This window comes from Clostridium sp. UBA5712 (genome assembly GCF_002419845.1).
Classification (GTDB): Bacteria; Bacillota; Clostridia; order Clostridiales; family Clostridiaceae; genus Clostridium_J; species Clostridium_J sulfidigenes.
This window is the reverse complement of record NZ_DIGW01000015.1, coordinates 93,607-111,697: the sequence shown is the minus strand read 5'-3', so window position 1 is coordinate 111,697 and position 18,091 is coordinate 93,607. Positions and strand designations below refer to the sequence as shown.

Annotated in this window: 25 protein-coding genes; 3 read left to right on the top strand and 22 right to left on the bottom strand. The window is 30.2% G+C overall.

What is annotated here, in order from left to right; genetic code table 11:
* Window positions 1-13 precede the first annotated feature (13 nt).
* The 20 genes from B3B03_RS13085 to B3B03_RS12990 all read right to left on the bottom strand — a co-directional run bounded on the left by B3B03_RS13085 (window position 14) and on the right by B3B03_RS12990 (window position 15,939).
* Window positions 14-1,297 (bottom strand): phage major capsid protein, encoded by a 1,284-nt coding sequence (locus B3B03_RS13085; RefSeq protein WP_346877543.1) that lies wholly within the window; start codon window positions 1,295-1,297, stop codon window positions 14-16.
* A gap of 15 nt (window positions 1,298-1,312) precedes the next feature.
* Window positions 1,313-1,909 carry an HK97 family phage prohead protease gene (locus B3B03_RS13080; protein WP_346877542.1) on the bottom strand — a complete coding sequence of 199 codons (597 nt, stop codon included), beginning with the start codon at window positions 1,907-1,909 and terminating at the stop codon, window positions 1,313-1,315.
* Window positions 1,902-3,098, bottom strand: a complete 1,197-nt coding sequence (locus B3B03_RS13075; RefSeq protein ID WP_346877541.1) for a phage portal protein — start codon at window positions 3,096-3,098, stop codon at window positions 1,902-1,904. Before B3B03_RS13075 ends, B3B03_RS13080 begins: the two co-directional genes overlap by 8 nt.
* Before the next feature lie 56 nt (window positions 3,099-3,154).
* A complete protein-coding gene (locus B3B03_RS13070; RefSeq protein WP_346877540.1) occupies window positions 3,155-4,885 on the bottom strand; it encodes a terminase large subunit in 1,731 nt (576 codons plus the stop codon).
* Entirely contained in the window at window positions 4,872-5,186 is a 315-nt protein-coding gene (locus B3B03_RS13065) for a zinc-binding protein (RefSeq protein ID WP_346877539.1), read from the bottom strand. Before B3B03_RS13065 ends, B3B03_RS13070 begins: the two co-directional genes overlap by 14 nt.
* 134 nt (window positions 5,187-5,320) lie before the next feature.
* Window positions 5,321-6,028: an HNH endonuclease gene (locus tag B3B03_RS13060; protein ID WP_346877538.1), complete on the bottom strand. Its 708-nt coding sequence runs from the start codon at window positions 6,026-6,028 to the stop codon at window positions 5,321-5,323.
* Window positions 6,028-6,501 carry a transposase gene (locus tag B3B03_RS13055; protein ID WP_346877537.1) on the bottom strand — a complete coding sequence of 158 codons (474 nt, stop codon included), beginning with the start codon at window positions 6,499-6,501 and terminating at the stop codon, window positions 6,028-6,030. Before B3B03_RS13055 ends, B3B03_RS13060 begins: the two co-directional genes overlap by 1 nt.
* A 291-nt stretch (window positions 6,502-6,792) precedes the next feature.
* Window positions 6,793-7,374 carry a site-specific integrase gene (locus B3B03_RS13050; RefSeq protein WP_346877536.1) on the bottom strand — a complete coding sequence of 194 codons (582 nt, stop codon included), beginning with the start codon at window positions 7,372-7,374 and terminating at the stop codon, window positions 6,793-6,795.
* 2 nt (window positions 7,375-7,376) lie between these two features.
* Complete coding sequence (locus B3B03_RS13045) at window positions 7,377-7,547, bottom strand: hypothetical protein (protein ID WP_346877535.1); 171 nt, start codon at window positions 7,545-7,547, stop codon at window positions 7,377-7,379.
* Window positions 7,548-7,932: 385 nt separating this feature from the next.
* Window positions 7,933-9,474, bottom strand: a complete 1,542-nt coding sequence (locus tag B3B03_RS13040; RefSeq protein WP_346877534.1) for a caspase family protein — start codon at window positions 9,472-9,474, stop codon at window positions 7,933-7,935.
* 273 nt (window positions 9,475-9,747) lie between these two features.
* Window positions 9,748-10,137 (bottom strand): nitroreductase, encoded by a 390-nt coding sequence (locus B3B03_RS13035; protein ID WP_346877533.1) that lies wholly within the window; start codon window positions 10,135-10,137, stop codon window positions 9,748-9,750.
* A 141-nt stretch (window positions 10,138-10,278) separates the two neighbouring features.
* Window positions 10,279-11,571, bottom strand: coding sequence for a hypothetical protein (locus B3B03_RS13030; RefSeq protein ID WP_346877532.1), 1,293 nt, complete (start codon window positions 11,569-11,571; stop codon window positions 10,279-10,281).
* A gap of 145 nt (window positions 11,572-11,716) precedes the next feature.
* A complete protein-coding gene (locus B3B03_RS13025; RefSeq protein ID WP_346877531.1) occupies window positions 11,717-12,100 on the bottom strand; it encodes a hypothetical protein in 384 nt (127 codons plus the stop codon).
* A gap of 316 nt (window positions 12,101-12,416) precedes the next feature.
* On the bottom strand, window positions 12,417-12,626 hold the full coding sequence (locus tag B3B03_RS13020) for a hypothetical protein (protein WP_346877530.1): 210 nt from the start codon (window positions 12,624-12,626) through the stop codon (window positions 12,417-12,419).
* The gene (gene dnaB, locus B3B03_RS13015; RefSeq protein ID WP_346877529.1) at window positions 12,626-13,927 is read right to left on the bottom strand and encodes a replicative DNA helicase; all 1,302 of its coding nucleotides are present in this window, start codon (window positions 13,925-13,927) and stop codon (window positions 12,626-12,628) included. The genes B3B03_RS13020 and dnaB overlap by 1 nt, the downstream gene beginning before the upstream one ends.
* A gap of 1 nt (window position 13,928) precedes the next feature.
* The gene (locus tag B3B03_RS13010) at window positions 13,929-14,741 is read right to left on the bottom strand and encodes a conserved phage C-terminal domain-containing protein (protein WP_346877528.1); all 813 of its coding nucleotides are present in this window, start codon (window positions 14,739-14,741) and stop codon (window positions 13,929-13,931) included.
* Window positions 14,738-14,977, bottom strand: coding sequence for a hypothetical protein (locus B3B03_RS13005; protein ID WP_346877527.1), 240 nt, complete (start codon window positions 14,975-14,977; stop codon window positions 14,738-14,740). Before B3B03_RS13005 ends, B3B03_RS13010 begins: the two co-directional genes overlap by 4 nt.
* Window positions 14,978-15,012: 35 nt before the next feature.
* Window positions 15,013-15,159, bottom strand: a complete 147-nt coding sequence (locus tag B3B03_RS13000) for a hypothetical protein (protein WP_346877526.1) — start codon at window positions 15,157-15,159, stop codon at window positions 15,013-15,015.
* A gap of 142 nt (window positions 15,160-15,301) precedes the next feature.
* The gene (locus B3B03_RS12995; protein WP_346877525.1) at window positions 15,302-15,736 is read right to left on the bottom strand and encodes a helix-turn-helix transcriptional regulator; all 435 of its coding nucleotides are present in this window, start codon (window positions 15,734-15,736) and stop codon (window positions 15,302-15,304) included.
* A gap of 14 nt (window positions 15,737-15,750) precedes the next feature.
* The gene (locus B3B03_RS12990) at window positions 15,751-15,939 is read right to left on the bottom strand and encodes a hypothetical protein (RefSeq protein ID WP_346877524.1); all 189 of its coding nucleotides are present in this window, start codon (window positions 15,937-15,939) and stop codon (window positions 15,751-15,753) included.
* Window positions 15,940-16,029: 90 nt separating this feature from the next.
* Here B3B03_RS12990 and B3B03_RS12985 point away from each other — a divergent pair, with 90 nt between their 5' ends.
* On the top strand, window positions 16,030-16,230 hold the full coding sequence (locus tag B3B03_RS12985) for a hypothetical protein (RefSeq protein ID WP_346877523.1): 201 nt from the start codon (window positions 16,030-16,032) through the stop codon (window positions 16,228-16,230).
* A gap of 38 nt (window positions 16,231-16,268) precedes the next feature.
* Here B3B03_RS12985 and B3B03_RS12980 read toward each other — a convergent pair whose 3' ends face one another.
* Window positions 16,269-16,442 carry a hypothetical protein gene (locus B3B03_RS12980; protein ID WP_346877522.1) on the bottom strand — a complete coding sequence of 58 codons (174 nt, stop codon included), beginning with the start codon at window positions 16,440-16,442 and terminating at the stop codon, window positions 16,269-16,271.
* 147 nt (window positions 16,443-16,589) lie between these two features.
* Window positions 16,590-16,808, bottom strand: coding sequence for a helix-turn-helix transcriptional regulator (locus B3B03_RS12975; protein ID WP_346877521.1), 219 nt, complete (start codon window positions 16,806-16,808; stop codon window positions 16,590-16,592).
* A 154-nt stretch (window positions 16,809-16,962) separates the two neighbouring features.
* Between B3B03_RS12975 and B3B03_RS12970 the strand changes: the two genes are divergently transcribed.
* A complete protein-coding gene (locus tag B3B03_RS12970; protein ID WP_346877520.1) occupies window positions 16,963-17,361 on the top strand; it encodes a helix-turn-helix transcriptional regulator in 399 nt (132 codons plus the stop codon).
* 8 nt (window positions 17,362-17,369) lie between these two features.
* On the top strand, window positions 17,370-17,807 hold the full coding sequence (locus B3B03_RS12965; protein WP_346877519.1) for an ImmA/IrrE family metallo-endopeptidase: 438 nt from the start codon (window positions 17,370-17,372) through the stop codon (window positions 17,805-17,807).
* The last annotated feature ends 284 nt before the right edge of the window (window positions 17,808-18,091 follow it).

Here is an 18,091-nt window from a genome sequence, read left to right as displayed (position 1 = left end):
CTATATCACCTAATTAAGGTGTTGCTACTTTTTTCTTTAAGTAGATTAACCCCTTAGCTCCTACTAGTTTTTTACTCGCAAGCTCTCCAACTTCACCTATGGCCATTTGTCCATCTGCAATCATAAGTGCTTTATGAATCCACTTGTTTTTATCCTCACTCCAGTACTTTTTATAATACATTGCTAAGTTAGAGTTTAATATATAATCCTCTAAATTAATTAATGCTCCGAAAATTTCTCCATCTGATGCATTATCATAACCTGGCAATCTATCTGTTGTTAAAACTTCTCTTCCGTTAAGTATCTTTTGACCTTTTTCATTTATTTTACCTAAACCAATTTTCTGTCCGTTGGTATCAGTCATTCCATTTAAGTACATTTCCCAAGTCTGCTTATTCATCATATATATTTCACTATCCTCATAAGCTTCTGGAATAGCTGCCTCTGCTCTTGCCCATCCTTTAACAGTTCCAATCTCCTTATCAGTAAATTCAATTACTTGATTTGTAGGTAATGAATACTTAGTAAATCCCTTTGGTTGACCTGTACCAGTACCACTAACAATTGCAGTTTCAATAGCCTTAATCATAGCTTTTTTAAGCTGCTTAACTACAGTAGACTCAAATACTCCAAGAGTTACTGTTGATGTTAATAAGCCTATTGCAACCTTAGCCTCTAATGTATGATAAAGAAATTTTATACTTGCTTTCATTTCTGACTTTTGCTCGTCTGAAACTACACTTTCAGATTCAAGCCATGTTGCTGTAGGATTAATATCTGATATTGGAATTTGTACACCACCTTGGAAGGTTGTTTGAGTGATTCTATTAATTAATTTACCCTCTACAGTTAAATCTTCTATTACTTTATTCATAATAGTAGTTGGTATAACTGCTGCAACATCACCTACAACTGTAAGTGCATCTGACCTTTGCTCTTGTCTAAACTTCTCAGGTATTTGTGTTCCATTTACAACATAATTTCTAAATGCCTGTCTATACTCCATTGATCCATAAATATCTTCATCAGAACTTCTTGTATCAGGCTCTGTAGTATTACCTCTATAAGTTGCTAAAGGATTTAATCCACCTACAGGATCAACTTCACCCTTACTTCTTTTTGCTGTATCATCCGATTCAGCTTGAACTTTTTCTTCTAAGTCCTTAATTTCTATATCAAGCTTTCTAAGATCTAACTCTAAACTATCTAATTCCTGTGTTGTTTTTGCTGACCTTATATTAGTACATAAAGCCTCTCTTTTTTCTCTTGCCTTTTGTAACATTTCTAAATAATTCATACTTTCTACCTCACTTTAATTATTATTTTTATAAAGAATTTCTAACTTTCGTTTTTGTAAGTCAAAGCTATCCAGCTGCTTTAAATTATTCTCCAATAGTTCAAAGCTCCTTGCATAAACGGAAGTTGTATCATAAAACGGGGTATCCACCACGCTGACATCATATAATTTTTTAATGTTATTAACTTCTCTAATTGTCTCAAGTTCACCATAGCTCCATACATCACCCTTATCAGCTACAGTAAAAGCAAAAGACATCTTATCAATCAACCCTTCTTGAATTGATTTATAGATGTCTCTGTTACTTTGAGTATCAATTAACTCTGCCCTTATTTTAAGGCCTTTATCATCTTTTATAAGTTGTAAACTATTATTTCTAGTTCTAGCCATAATACACCAAGTATCATTATGATTATATCTTAGAGGTACATCCTTCATATCTGTGTAATCCAATGCACCTTTTTTAATAATCTCTGTAAACTTCCTACTACCATACTCATGTGTTGCTGGTTGGTCGTAGGTTATTGCATAACCTTCAATAATCATCTTGCCTTCTTCATTGTCTATGGCTCTCATTTCAATTAATCTTTGTTCATTTTTTAATTTATTCACTTACCTCACCCTTTCCTGGCTTAGTTTTTGACAATTGATACACATCAGCTATATCTCTATTAATATAGTTAAGGGATTTATTTCTAACATTACCACCTGCAAATGGAGGGTATCCAAATACTGCAAGTATTTGATTATCTGTAAGTGTTCCTATTCTGCTTAAAATATCAATTGCAGCTATTTTATTTTTAGTATTCATAAACATAAGGCCCTGGTTATAAAATATAATTTCATTCCCTACCTCTAGCTCTCTTTGAGTAAATAACTTACTAAAGCATCTGCCTAGACTTATAATCATAGGCTCTAATTTCTTCTCATAAAATGCCTGGTATTCTTCCTCTGTAAAATCTCCATTGAAGATTTTTATTGATACTCCATAATTGGCTAATACTCTTTTATCTATAAATTCTATAGTATCTTTATCTATTAGCTTTGGATCTATTGTAATTGGAGTAAATTCACTCTTTAAATCCACAGGTAGTATACCATTTTTCATATCAGTCATCTTAAGTTCAAATCTTTCTCTTTCTTTCTTTTGTTCATCATCATCCATCATAGTATTTATTTTTAAAATACCTTTAATAGTTAGACCTGCTTTTACACCCTTATCTAAACCTTGAATAATAACATCATTTACCTGTAATAACTTAAGTAATGCTTTATTATTAGGCTGACCATTTGCATCTCCACCTACAAAATCATTGGCAGTAAAATCTTTTCTCCAGTGAATTATGTCGCTATATGGGAATGTGTAAGGCTCTCCATCTGTAAAATAAAATCTTATGAATAGTTTTCCTGTGCTATCTTCTAAATAATTTACTTCAACCGGATTCAATGGCCATAATCCTGTATATTCTCTTTTATAAAATCCATCACCTAAAGGTATCTCTGTAAAAGTAGGATATATATAAGCATTTTTATTAACCTCTCTTAAGTATGTTATTTTCTCTAAAAAGTCACTTGTTGTCATTAATGGATTAGGACCAAATTTAAGTAATCTACCAATAGCACTATTAACTATAGTTTGTAATCCTGTAGCATTATCTGTTCTTATATGTTGAGGATTTAATTTACTCATTTCCGTTGTAATACAGCTAATTGCATTTTGTACTACATCACTTGCAAATATATCTTCACCAAAATTAGTAAAAACAGGAGTATATCCATTCATCATTTTTGCATAAGCCATTGCCCTTTGCTTTTCTTCTCTATTCTTTTTTAATGTACTGAAAATACCTATTTAAATCACCTCCTACTCACAATATCTACATACTCTTTTCTATACCTATCTAAGGTCTCATAACATATAAGCATTGTTACAGCTCCATCTATTTTCTTAGTAACATCACCTTGAACTTTCATTGGCATTCTCTTCGTTCCTGCAGAGTTCCATTTTGCCGTAACATTTTCTAGACAATATTTATCCATTGGATTTTGATTGTAGTTAACTAAGTTTTGCTTTAAATCCATTTCTAAACTATTCATTGCATTTGACAAGTCAAAGCCTTGACTTATTTTCTCTAAATCAAATCCATAGTCTTTCATTTCATTTACAAATCCTTTAGCTTGCCACTTATCGTATCCAGTGTATAAAGTTCTTATTTTATATTTCTTATAGATCATAACAAACCATGCAACCATATCTGATTGATTTACTTCATTATCCTCACATATATATAAATAACTTTCTTTTGCCCACTGCTTAAACTTTTCTCTATCTTCATCATTAACCTCTTCAAGTTTTGACTGAGGAATAAAGTACTTGCTTATAGTGTACTTTATTTTAGTTTTAGGATTATATATAAGCACTCTTCCATTGGTTAAATCTCCTGTCTCGGATAAGTCAGTTCCACCAATAGCAATTGAACCTCTAAGTTCTTCAATATCAAATGTTAACTCATTTTCTATATCCTTAGTTAATAACCATGCTTGTGCATTGTTCTGTTTTACATTGAAATCCTTAGCTAATACAAAGGCTTTTTTACTAGAACTTGTTTTAGCCTCTTCTATCATTCTTCTTAGGAAAGACCACTTTTTTATTTTTCCTAGTCCTGGATTAGATTTACACCAAGATTTTTCATCTTGCCATACTTCCTGTTCATTGTCTTGGGTATACATCCATATTAACCATCTTTCATTTTGCATCTCACCTTTAAGAACTTTTCTTGCATCTCTAAGCCTTCCATCTAAGTAACCATCATTAGTAAATCCTTCTGTAGTAAGTTCAAAATAAAGAGGTTCATCTTGTGTTGATAAAGCCTGTCTTATAGGCATTACTGTACTATCATCTTCCATTTCAAAAACTTCATCTACAGCACCTATTCCAATATTTCTACCTTCCTTAGCTCCTGTTTTTGCACTCAGTTTTTTTATGTTACCTTTATTTTGGTAACTATATTTTCCTTTTTTCTTCTTTTGCTTAGGATTACCAAAGAATATTCCTTTAAGATTTTTTCTTGTCACTTTCTCTAGACTATGACTTTCTTCTCTCATGGCATTTATAGCCTGGAACATTAAATCTGCCTGAGTATCATCATTGGATGCACATAGTACCTTTAATCCTACAGGACCACAAAACCATTCACTTAAACATATAGCACTAATGAGTGGAGTCTTACCATTTTTTCTTCCAACTAAAAAAAGTATATCCTGATACTTTCGGACATACCTCTCTAATTCTTCATCGAAAATTTGTATTGCAAATATTGCCTCTACAAAGGCCTTTTGAAATAGCTCTAATATAAATGGTTTACCTGCATATGGTGCTTCAAAGTGTTTACACTTAGTTTCAATGAACCTTATTCTCTTTGATGATTCTTCAAAGTCAACTTTAATTTTATGAACTCCTTGATATACAGGATCTCTTATTTCTAAGATTAGTTTTTCAAGCTGCATCATAAGTTCATATCCAACTACTATTTCACCTGATTTTATTGCATTGTAATACTCAACTATATAGCTATTATTCAAACTCATTTAAATCATCTTCATCCTCGTCAATGTTTTTACCTAATATGTTAGATAACTTAGATACATAATTTAAATAATTTGCCCTGGCTTTTACTATAAGCTTTGATACTGGTAACTCCTTTTGCATAGTAGGATTATTGGGATTGACCTTTATTAATCCTGTTTCCTTAACTATATCATGGAGATTATTAAGTTCTACTCTGAGCCTGGCACATTCCCAAAGAGCACCATCTAACAAATCAAGTTGATGTTCATCACATCCACTGAATAAAGTTTTAATTCTTTCATATTCTTTTTCAACCTCCATCTATATCACCAACTTTCAAATTTTCTTTCAAAACTTTTCGGAAAAAAGTCAAATTTTTAGTTTGCACGTAAATTTGCTTTCACCTCCAACGGTCCTAGAGGGCATAGTAAAAAAATAATGTGGGGGGATATAAATTATTCCACAAAGTTTTCAAACCACTTGTCGATATAATCTATCCACTCATTTTTATTTTCTTGTCTGTAGTCATTGGAAGCATCTAACCTATTAACACACTCTTCTCTAGTAGCATTGATAAGTATAAGCTCTGCTCCTAGTTCACTGGCTAGTCTCTCTCTATCAATCTTATTAGGATACCCACCAATTATCCAAGCTGTTCTAAATCCTCCGTACCTAGTCCTAACATTATCAATGATATGATTCCTTATAGAGAATACATTGTACTTTAAATTGTCAGGCTTATCATATGGCTGCATAAAGGATACTGCTTCATATAGTTTATCTATATCTACAACTAAATCCCCCTTCTCCATGTGCTCTATAACATAGCTATGCTTACCACTCATTGGTGCACCATACACAATATACACTGCCTTCTCTCTTCTCTTATGTCCTCCACCACAAAATCTCTTATGATGTTTATTGTGACATGTGTGACACCACACCTCTACATTAGCTGGATTAAGGCTTATGTTAGCATATTTATAGTTATCCTCTGTTAGCTCTATCAAATGATGTACTTGCATATGCTTTGATATAACTATCCTCTTCCCACATTTCTCACATATAACTACACCATTCTTTCTTCTGCTTAGAATTATCTGTTGCCTGAATGCTTTCCATATATCTGAGTTATAGAACTTCTTAAGAACTCCTGTACTCATTACCAGTCCCCCTTTTCTGCTTCTTTCTTCTTAAGTTCTAGTAATGCCTTATCTATTTCAACTTTAGTAGGGTTCTCTTTCCATCTACCCTTGTTTCTATTTATCAACCAAAACTTAATTGCAGTTACATCAGGTGGAATCTCTTTTACAACCTCTACAGTATCTAATCTTTCCTTCTGACATTTGTTCCCCTTATCGTCATAGTAAATATCTTTTACTTTAGCAGCTACCGTTTCCTTAGTTTCATATCCAGTAGCCTTTTTATATAATGAATTCTCCACCTTAAAATCGGCTTGATTTTTGCCCCTTTTCAAACTTTCTAAAATGTCTAAATGGTCCCTTTTATAGTTTTCTAAGGTTGCTCTACTAATACCTAAATTAAAAGCAATTTGAGATTCAGATAGTCCCATGGATGCCCACATTTCAACCTCTCTAAGCCTTTTGGATACATCCTCCCATTTACTCTTAGCCACCTAAAAAATACCTCCTTTTTATTTAGACAATCACTTTTTAAAATACTTAATTTTTCTCACTCCTTAACTTTTCCGTTTTCTTTCATTTTTTATTTTAGTATTATTAACGTTGCCTAAGCATTGATTTAACTAGTTTTAACACATGTTCATTAAATTGTGTGACATTTTACATAACTAGATATTCTGTTAAATATAAATGATTTTTTATCTTCTTATATATGCCTCATTTTTTTATACCTTTAATTTGACAACCTTCTATTATGTAAAACAAAGGCTAAAAAAATATAAAAACTATCTTTCCTTATCAGACCTCTTATTAGATCTCTTGAAAGATAGTCCCCTAACCATATCGTCCTTACTGTCCTGTGTAACACCTATATATCTTTTTGTTATAGATATATCTCGGTGATTAAGTAATTCTTGAATAACTACAGCATCTTTGGTATCTTCATAAAGCCAGTAACCAAAAGTCTTTCTTAATGTATGGCATCCTATATTATCCTTATATTCAAATTCCTTTGCTGCATCATTTAATATCTGCCATACTCTTTGCCTTGATATTGGTTTATTTTTTCCTTTTGACCTTTTAAATAAATATTCATAATCTCTTTTACCTTTTATATAATGGTCAAATATCTCTCTTAGGTCTTCATTTACTAATATCCTGGCTTCCTTACCTGTCTTTTCTTCTCTAATATAGATATGACTCTTTCCTCTAACATCTCTTACCTTTAGTGGCAGTAAATCAGATATTCTTCTTCCTAAATAAATTCCTGCCATGAATAAAACATAGTCTCTTTCATTTTTAGATAAAAGATAGTCCTCTATATCCAGGAGTAATTCAAAGTCACGTATAGGCTCAACTGTATTCACACTTACCTCACCTGCCTAATTGCTCCACCATAACCTCGCTTATATGAACTATGAGACATAAGCTCATGTATATCTCTTTCAGTAAGACCTAGTTTTGAGTGTCCCTTATTTTTCTTTTTAATCTTACTAAAAGTTACTGGTTGAGTCTCCTTGATAATATCTTTAATTCTCACACCCTCACCTCTCTTTAAAATAAAAAGAACACCTAATTATGAGTAATTTTCTTACCCTTATAATTAAGTGTTCTATATTTTGCCAACTTCTGCATCTTACATATAATTTAACATTTGTTCTTCAATTTGTCCTCTTATTTATCCCTATTTTGTAATCATTTTTTCATAGATTTTTACCCTGTTTTTTCCTCATTTTATACTCATTTTTGTCCTTATCTTTTCCCTGTTTTGTACTTAAATTAACTCCTAACTTTTCTTAACTAGGATAAAAAATAATATGAACCATCATCCATTGTAACAAATCGTAGAATTAAAAAGTCATTTATTTATCCATTATGAAGGTATATGACTCTTTTGATTATACTCAATAAATCCCAACCTTTACTCAATAAGAAAGTACTTTTTCAGCATTTCTCAAAGCTTCAATATTTTTATAATATTTTTCTACAGTAATATCCATACAAGCAATTCTATTTTCTGGCGTTCTGCTTGCCAAATATTTTTCGTTGTAAAAAAATGAAAAATCATGAATCGTTGCAGCTAATGATGAACAGCATTGACTCCACTCATGAAGTTCTTTAGGTGCTATAGGAAGTGATGTTTCTAGAAAATAATATTTTTCAATAATCGGAAGTATCGGTTCCAATTCATTAATAAGCTCTTTTTCATTTTTGGTATGGTTCAGAAACTCATTATATATCATAATCACTTTTTCAGATAAAGAAATAAGATGAGTTAGTATCTCTTTAGTTCTATTAATTAAGGTATCTACATCAGATGTATTTATTTCGTTAAAGGACTTTAAGAAATCATAATATAAATTTATATTAAAGTGTATATCCTCTATTATAATATCGTTTTCTCCTAACCTGTACCACCATGTTTTATCTTGAGAATTATCTGCCCATGTTGTGCGGCATATATAGTTTGCATTAATAATATCCTCTTCATCAAAGCCAAAATAGCAAAAAATGAGGTTTGCATCATATCCTTGCCATCGTTCTTGAGACCTTATACTTTTATAGACTTCTAAATTTTTGACTTTTTCTACAATTTCATGATTTATTACGGCTATCTCATTAAACTCTAACGGTTTCTTCAAAATAATCTTGACCACATATCTTTTTGCGATACTATTATGTATTGGTTCAACCGCATATATAATGTAATCAGATAGTTCCTCATAAATCTTTGTCCTACAATAAGGTTTATATTCTTCTGCATCAAAAAATATAGTACCACCCATATTTGCTCTAAAAATTGGGGTTTGCTGTATATCTGGATTTCTTCTATTCCAAATATCTAAATACAAAAACAATAACTTTTTTATATCATACAGTGATCGTTTTCCCTTTCGGATAATATATTTATCCATTAAAGCATCACAAAAGAAAGAAGTGAAAAGACTTATTGGTTTTTCTGGGTGTGAATATGAAGATTGATTAGCACTGCTTGAAGCAAATACTGCATAGCCTTTTCCAGCAAAATCATCGACAGTATCATTAATACTGAATACAGAGCATTGATCAACCTTAAACTCACCTGACATGCAAGCGTCCAAACAAATTATTTTATTCTTGGTTGGTGCATTATCTAAAATTGATATGATTTCCTCTGTAGTAATAGGCATGTCACTTAACATAAGATGGTGCTTACCATTACAAGATCCACCATGCCCAGAAAAATAGAAAACAATTGTATCATCAAACGAAACATCAGATAAAAGTTTTATCAATGAACTAACAAACGAATCCCGATAAACCATTCCATTATTTCCACAAACCAATATATTTTCTGGTTCAGCTTTCAGTCCAAAAATCAGCGCACGAGATACAGCCATAATATCATTCTTACAAAATGATAAATTAGTTATATTTTCTGAGATATAATTACTCACACCAACAACTAAAGCATGTAATTTTGCCATTATATCGCCCCTAACATTATAATAATTTTAAGACAATTAAATTATGAAATACTTATAATAAGTTTACTATATTTTACGTTATATTCCAATTCCAATATCCAAAATAGTAATACCTTCCCCCGAATAAAAAATTCATTTACATTCTTTATGAACAGAAATGATTCAACTTGTCGAAAGCACAAAAGTAACTGAGTGGCGTAACTGCATATACTTCATACATATCTAAGAATTTTACGTGCCTATAAATCCACGTCCATTTGATGTCCATGTATACTATAAATATCCTAAAACTATCATAAATTTGTATAAAGCATTTCTCTTTAATTTATAGAATCTATTCTTGTCTATTCTTAATTCTTCTTGAATGTCTTTAACTTCCCAATCATCTCTATAGTAAAATAAATCAATAATCTTTTTGCTTGTATCATCAAGACGATCATAAACATAGTTTATAGCATTAACTACTGTTCTCATATATTCACTTTTAATAATGCTCTTTTCTGTTGGACTACCTAGAGTATTACATTTAACTTTTATCTCATCCCACTTTGTTGCTTCACCAAGACCTGGTAACTCAAGTGATATTAGATAATATGGATAATTTCTAAGCTCTCCCTCTGCTTTATGTTTTAATTTATTGTACTGCTCTTTATCTATCTTCACATGAAATCCCCCTTTAACTTTATAAAATTGTTTTTTATTTGTTTTTAATACATTTGAATTATAAAATAAAAAATACCGAATATTCATTTCTGAATAATACGGTATTTTTTAGTCTATAAAAATTTATTTATAATTTGGAAACTACTTGCATTCCATAACACTAACTAATTTTGAAAATTCTTCTTCTATGCAACTAAAATTATTTTCCTTATTAGAAATATATGTTTCTTCTCTTCTCTTTATTGCTTCATTATTAAAAAACATATTAATATCTAAATCAGGCTCATTCTCTTGGAAGTAATATAAAAAATCTGAACTTAAAATTGGTGTTAGCCTTACATTATCATTATCAAAAATTACTCCTTTAACTTTAAACATTTTAAGTAAGTCTCTTAAATTTTTATCATTACTTAAAAAGAAAGGTATAAAATATCTTCCTTCACCTCTCATCTTAAGAAAAAACTCCATAATTCTCGGTGAAGCAAAATCCCAAGCAAAATTTTCAATACTTTTTAATAGATTCTCTTTAGTCATTCGTTTATTTACCTTATTAATAAGTTGAACATTCTGAGGATTAATAAAATATTTATGGGCTACTACCATTTCTCTTTGAAAATATATTCCTATTGTACTATCCATATATTCAAATAATTCTCTGATTTTATGATGATAACTTTTTTTTGATTGAAATCTAATTCTTAAAACACCAATTAAAAATAGTACAAGATTTTTATGCAAAGTCAAAAAAGTTTCCATTGCTTCTTTACCAATACTAGAATTAAATATATTACTAAAAGTACCATCAACAATTAAATGGGCTTCTTGTTTAGAAATATTATATTTTATATTTCCATTAGTACAATATTCTTTTTTATCAATATTTTTAAACAATTCAAGGCTCACCAAGTTTTGCCAATATCCTGCTTTTAACTCCGTTGTTGATAAAACATTACCTAATCCAGAGTTGTAAAATGTATTCTTATAATTCTCAATTATGTAAAATAAACTATCATAATGGAAATCTTCTCTAATCAATATATCTATAGTACTGAATATATTATTATCTAGACTGGGTAAATCTTTACTATTAACAAATTTATCAATATAACTAGAATAATTCGTATCTAACATTATAGAATAATCAATAGGAAAAACTACATCTTCTCCTCTCTTTTCAAACATTTCTTCTAATAAATCATCATCCATGAAATATAATTTACTAGATTCAAAGTATGGTATAAAAGAACTGTCACTCGAATTTATAATTTTACTTAAAGAGTTAGGATATATGCTTTTATCATACCCCTCTAAAGAAATCATCATATTTTTATCTTTTTTAGCATCTCCCATAGAGCGCCAAATGTTGTAAACTTCACGTGGTAGTTTAGCTGTTGATAATTTTTCTAATCCCACTGTAAATCTCTCGTCATACATATTTATCCCCCATAAATATAATTATTTACCTATAACTAATAGGTATAAGCATATTATAGCCTACTTATACCATCAAAGAATACCGTATTATTCAATTTTCAAAGAACATTTACCATTTTTTCATATATTCTCTACAAATTATAAATTAAAATCTTTTATTTACTATATCTAATGCATTTCTAAATATTAATCCAAAAGCTTTATCTTCTGGTATAGATTTTTTATATTTTTCATAAATATCTTCATATCCACATAACCTCAATGTTAACCAAAATTCATCCCTGCCACATAAGACCTCTCCTGGAATTTCAGTTAAGCAAAACTCACTAAATGCTTTTCTATGATTTATGCCAAAGTATCTAGTTGTTCTATGATATTGAGTTTTATACTTATCGGCTCTCCAAGTTTCACATATAGCAAATGCTAGTGCTCTATTATTCTCCATAATTTCTATCATTTCTATTTTAAATGGCTTCAAAGCCTTATCATATCCTTTGTACACTTTTCTAACTCTATTTTTGCTTCTCACAATTACACTCCTTCACATTTCCTACTAACTTCAACTCCTCATCAAAACAGAGGGAGCGACTTTATTATATATATTTTAGGGGGCTAAAATGCTAACATAATTGTGTGATTAACTACTTTCACCTCACTTTTTTTTAGGTTTTAGTAGTTAATACATCCCTCTGTTTTCATCAAGAGTTGAAGTCTATTTAAAAAATTATTTAAAATGGTTTATCGTCATCATCATCTACTGGAGTTTAATTCAGGATCTCTAGTCAACCTTCCAATGAAAACAACTTTATTCATAATTTATTACTCCTTTGTCCAGTAACCTATTTTTATCTAAATTCATGATTATATACTTTGGCTACATCTTCTTTTTTCACTATTTCTTTAACTGTGTTATGAAGTAGGTGCCTATATTCGCTATAATTAAATTCTCGTGGTTTATACTTAGTTGCCATCTCCATACAAGAGCAATAGTCTAGTAATTCTCTACTCATTTTTAAAAACTCTAAGATATCATTACTTAACTCTTTCATATCCATTACACTGCTAGTTCTCCAAAACGTTGATATTCTCCTCGCCATGCTAGGTTTATAGTCTTAACTTGTCCATTTCTGTTTTTACCAATTATCACTTCTGCAATGCCTTTATCGTCGCTATCTTCGTCATAATACTCATCTCTATATAAAAACATTACTACATCTGCATCTTGCTCTATCGAACCTGATTCTCTAAGATCTGATAGCATCGGTCTTTTATTCGGCCTTTCCTCCGGCTTCCTTGAAAGTTGAGCTAGTGCTACTACTGTTATTTCTAACTTTTTAGCCATATTCTTAAGCTCCCTTGACATCTTTGCTATCTCTTGTTCTCTCGAATAAGTTTTTTTATCTGTACACTCCAAAAGTTGCAAATAATCTATAATAACAACATCTAAGCCATGTTTCTTTTTTAAACTTCTACATCTAGCTTTTATATCTGAAAGTGATGTTGAATTATCATCAATAAAAATATTTCTATTAGCAAGGTCTGCAGCTCCAGTAGATATTCTTTCAAACTCTGCAGGACTTAGTTTTCCTGTTTTAATAGTCTGAAATGGAATTAGGCATCTAGCTGATAAAAATCTTTGCATAAGTTGTTCCTCTGGCATTTCAAGTGAAAATATTCCCACACTGCCTTCCCTTGAAGCAGCCTGTCCAATATTTAGTGCAAATGCAGTTTTCCCCATTGAAGGTCTTGCAGCTATTACTATAAAATCTCCTTTATTCAAACCTGAAATAGTATTATCTAATGATTTAAAGCCTGTGGTTTTACCAAGGATTCTACTTCCATTTTTGAACTTATCTTCAATACTTGTAATTGCATCTTGTAATGCATCTCCAATGCTAACCATTTCTCCATCTTTATTTTTATCAGCTACACTATCTAATGCCATTTCCATAGAAGATGATACCTGGTTTATATCTCCATCATAAGAGTCTTCAATTAACTTCATACCTGCCTTTATAAGTCTCCTTCTCTCTGATTTTTCTCTAACTATGTTTGCATGATTTAATATGTTTTCTCCAAAATTAGATGTTCCACTTAGAGAAGTTAAGTAAGTCATTCCTCCACACTTATTTATCTTTTTATTAGTGTTTAACTCATTTGATAAGGTAACTAAATCAATACTTATTCCCCTATTGCTTAATTCTTTCATTGTGCTATATATTAACTGGTGTTTCTCCATGTAAAAATCACTTTGATTTAATATATCTTCAACCTCATTTAACTTTTCAGAGTTGTTTATAATTCCTCCAAGTACTGTTGACTCTGCTTCTACGCTATATGGCATAACCATTTCCATGCTACATTTCCCCCCAAATAATTTTTAAAGGTTTATTAGGTTCCTTAGGATCTGTGGTTAATTTCTTATTTTCATTTTTTCTTTGGTTTAGATAGGTTTCAAACTTACCTGCAAATAAGGTAGTAGGTACCAAGTACTTTTCCCATTGAGTGCCTGTCCATTCAACAACCATGTTATCAATAACCTTTTTGAAATCCTCTAAGGTAAACCCCTCTTTTAATCTTGCTTTTATTAATTTCTTAGTTGCTTGAGTATTTGTTCTAAAATTTTTATTAGCTTTAGTATTTAAATACTCAATTATTTTTTTTGCATTATCGTCGAGATTTTTATTCTCGACATTATTATTATTAATGGATATAGTAGAAGGATTATTTGTTCCGACTTTCAATCCGACTCCTGTATGTTTTTCATCCGTATGCTCCGGATTATTATCCGTTTGACTCGGATTTCTATCCGTTTGGTTCGGATTTTCATCCGTTTCATTTTTTGATACCAATTCTAAATAATTTTCTGATGTAGTGTAATAAGAATATGTCCCATTGCTCCGTATTGTTACATGCTTTAATACCTTTGCTTCTTCTAGCTTTTTAAGCCTCCTATACATGCTATCTTTTGTTTTTATATTTAAAATTGGATACTCCTCAAGAATGGATTCATACTTTACCCAATAGTATGGCTCTCCATTTATTATTTTCGTTGTCATTTTCTTTGTTTCCCTAAAATCTATAAAATACCTAAGTATTGCTGCATCTACATAGTCTAATCCTAGTTCTATTAACCTTTCTTGGCTAAATCCATGTACTGTATATTTCATATTGCTTCCTCCTCATACTTATACTCATGGATTTTATTAATAGCTAATAAAGAGTCATCAATATAGCTATCTCCTATGTTTGGTGCTTCAATCTGAACTAAATTACCTTTAACTATATCCAATGTATTTATAGCATCAATTGCAAAAGTTAAAGCTGCTGCATCTAATTTAAATCCTTCCCCTTTGCTTATATCTCTAATATGACTTAAGTACACCACTATATCATCTTTACTCATAACACTTTCCCTCCTACACCTTGTCCGTTAATGTTCTATAAAGAATCTGTAGTTTCCAATACTTCTATCAGTTCTTCAACTTCTTTTTTATTCAGTTTTCTTATCAAAATATCAGTTACTACATCTGCAAATTTTTCTTGAAGATATGTTATATCATCAGGTAAAAAAACATTAACTTTCAATATGTTCACCTCATTACAGCATTTCTCGTCTATACATAATATTCAAATTACCTATTCACGTGATAACTCTTATATATGATATAGAATAGATTTCTTACAAATTTATCAACCTGCCAAAATAAATACTTATACTATGATAAGTTTATTTTGCAAATTTCAAGGCCATTATAGCCTCTTCAACATCTTCTAATTCCTTTAATATTGCCTTCCAACGGTCCTGTTCATTTTCACTTATAACTCCATCACAAGTTATATTTATTAATTCGTCCTTGCAATTTACAAAGTCATTTACCTCTTTTAAAAGTCTTAATATCGCAGTTGGTAAATCCTTTAGCTCTATCTTAGGTAAGTATGTTTGTCCAACCTCTGCACTTGTCTTTAAATGCTGATATGCGAGATACCTTGAGTCATATATTTCAATCATCTTGATTACAATTTTATCTGGTGGAACTCTTTTTCCACTTTCATAGCATCTAAGACTTTCAACAGATATATCTGTTAGTTCTGCAGCCTTCTCTTGAGTAAATCCTGAGGACTCTCTTGCTATTTGATAAATGTTTCTATATTCATTTGACATTAACATCACCTACTTTATTTTTTAATAAGTTTATATTCATTTAGCTCCTCAGGTCCAACACCTTTGTATATGAGCTTATAGTTTTCAAATGATATATGTCCCAATGCGCTATTTCTTGCATCACACACATATGCATAATTAGGATCCATCTTTCTCAATATGCATCTTATAGAACCAAATTCCATGTATAATCTAATTTCCATATAAATCCCCTTTCATTTTTCATATAACTAAAATTAATTTGTATACCTCTGTCATATATGGTAAAATTTTGGTGAAAAGAGGTGATATTTATGAATAAAAACGACTTACATTCAAACTTATTAAAATCAATTGAAAACTTTCAATTAGATTATAAAGAAACATTAAATAATTCCAACACAGATGAAAAAACATATAATCTTCTTTATGATCTAGGTGCTGATATCAAACACTGTTTTGATGATTTCAAAGACAATATAATTAATTATGTGTCTGAAAATCAGCATAAATAATTAACCACACCTCTTTGGAAGTCACAATTCCGAAGGGGTTACCATTGTTTTAACTTAACATTTATAGATCTAATCAAATCAACATGTTGTCTTATAGAATTAGAAATTTCTAAAACTAAGCTTGAATCACAAAACATTTCTTCTTGAAGTTTTTCAAGCTTAGTAATTTGGTTTTCAATAACTTCAATCATTTTTTCATTTTTCATTTCCAAATCCCCTTTCATTTTTCACATAATTACCACAAATACCTAATTTTTAGTAGACAAGTAGTCTTGTATGATATTTATGGAATATTTATGTACTTTAAGTACATTCTTATAATTTCACTTTTGATTTAAAATTAAATTATGCCATTCAACTTATACAATTGGTAAGTTGCCATCAAAAAAAATTAAATTTATATCTTTAGGTGAAAGTTTCAATAATTTACTTATATTAATAATTTCACCTATTGTAAAATCAGACATTTTCAACTCTTTTCTATTATAAGTTTTAGTTGAAATACCTATCTTTTTAGCCATGCTTTCTTGTGTAAAACCATTTAATGTTCTTTTACTCTTAAGTAAATTTTCTTTCATTCTTTCACCTCCTCTTACCAATCGGTAATATTATAATAACTTACCAAACGGTAAGTGTCAATATATTTTTTATAATTTTGGTAAGTTTTTATTACGTTAATGTAATATTATTTATAATATTGGTAAGTAGTTAATTTAGAAAGGAGTTGAGTATATGACTATAGGTGATAAAATATTATATTTAAGACAAAAGTTAGATATGAAACAAAAGGAATTAGCTGACAAAGTAGGAATTACAGAAGCGACTTTATCAAGATATGAAAATGGTAAGAGAAATCCTCGAGGTGATATAGCTGCTAAATTAGCTAAAGCATTAGGTGTAACTACAGACTACTTATTAAATGAAAATTCTAATGATGTATCTCGGCATAAAGCTTCAACTCCAACTAAAAGAGAACAAAAGGATCATGATACATTTATGGAAGATGCCAAAGCTCTATTCATGAACGGTGAGCTTGATGAAGATGATAAAGAAAAAATATTTAAGGATATAAGTGATTTATTTTGGGAATCTAAAAAAATTAATAAAGAGAAGTCTAGTAAAAAGAAGTAGGTGGTCTTATGAAAAACATACCATTAAGGGTTAAAAACCTAGTTAAAAAGTATGGAACCAGGGACCCCTTTCTTTTAGCTAGTTGCCTTAATCTAAATGTTAAATTTTTAGAATACTCGGATAACACTAAAGGATATTATATAAAAGTTGGGAAAAATAAATTTATAATTATAAACTCCAATTTAACTGAAGAAGAAAAAAGAGTTGTCTTAGCTCATGAAATTGGACATGCTGTAATGCACTCTTCTAAAGAAATACATTTCTTACGTGAAAACACATTATTTCCTAAAGGAAGGCATGAAAACGAAGCCAATAAGTTTGCTGCAGAGCTACTTATTAATTTAAATAGTATAGATAAATGTTACATACAGGAACTAAGCTTAGAGCAACTTGCTAGATTTATGATGGTTCCTAAGGAGTTAATAGAATTGAAATTTCAAAGATAGGGGTTATTTATTATGTCTATAAACTTTGTTGCAATAGATTTTGAAACTACAAATAGTAATCGCTCAAGTGCCTGCTCTATAGGCTATACAATAGTTTAAAACGGTGAAATAGTTACTACTGATGAGCCCCTAATTAAACCAGTTCCTTTTGAACTCAACCCAATGAACGCAATGATTCATGGCATAAAAAAGAAGATGTTATTAATAGTAAAAATGTTATAGAAATTTCGAATGAAATTTCTCATTTATTTAAGGATAATGTTCTTGTAGCTCATAATGTCTCT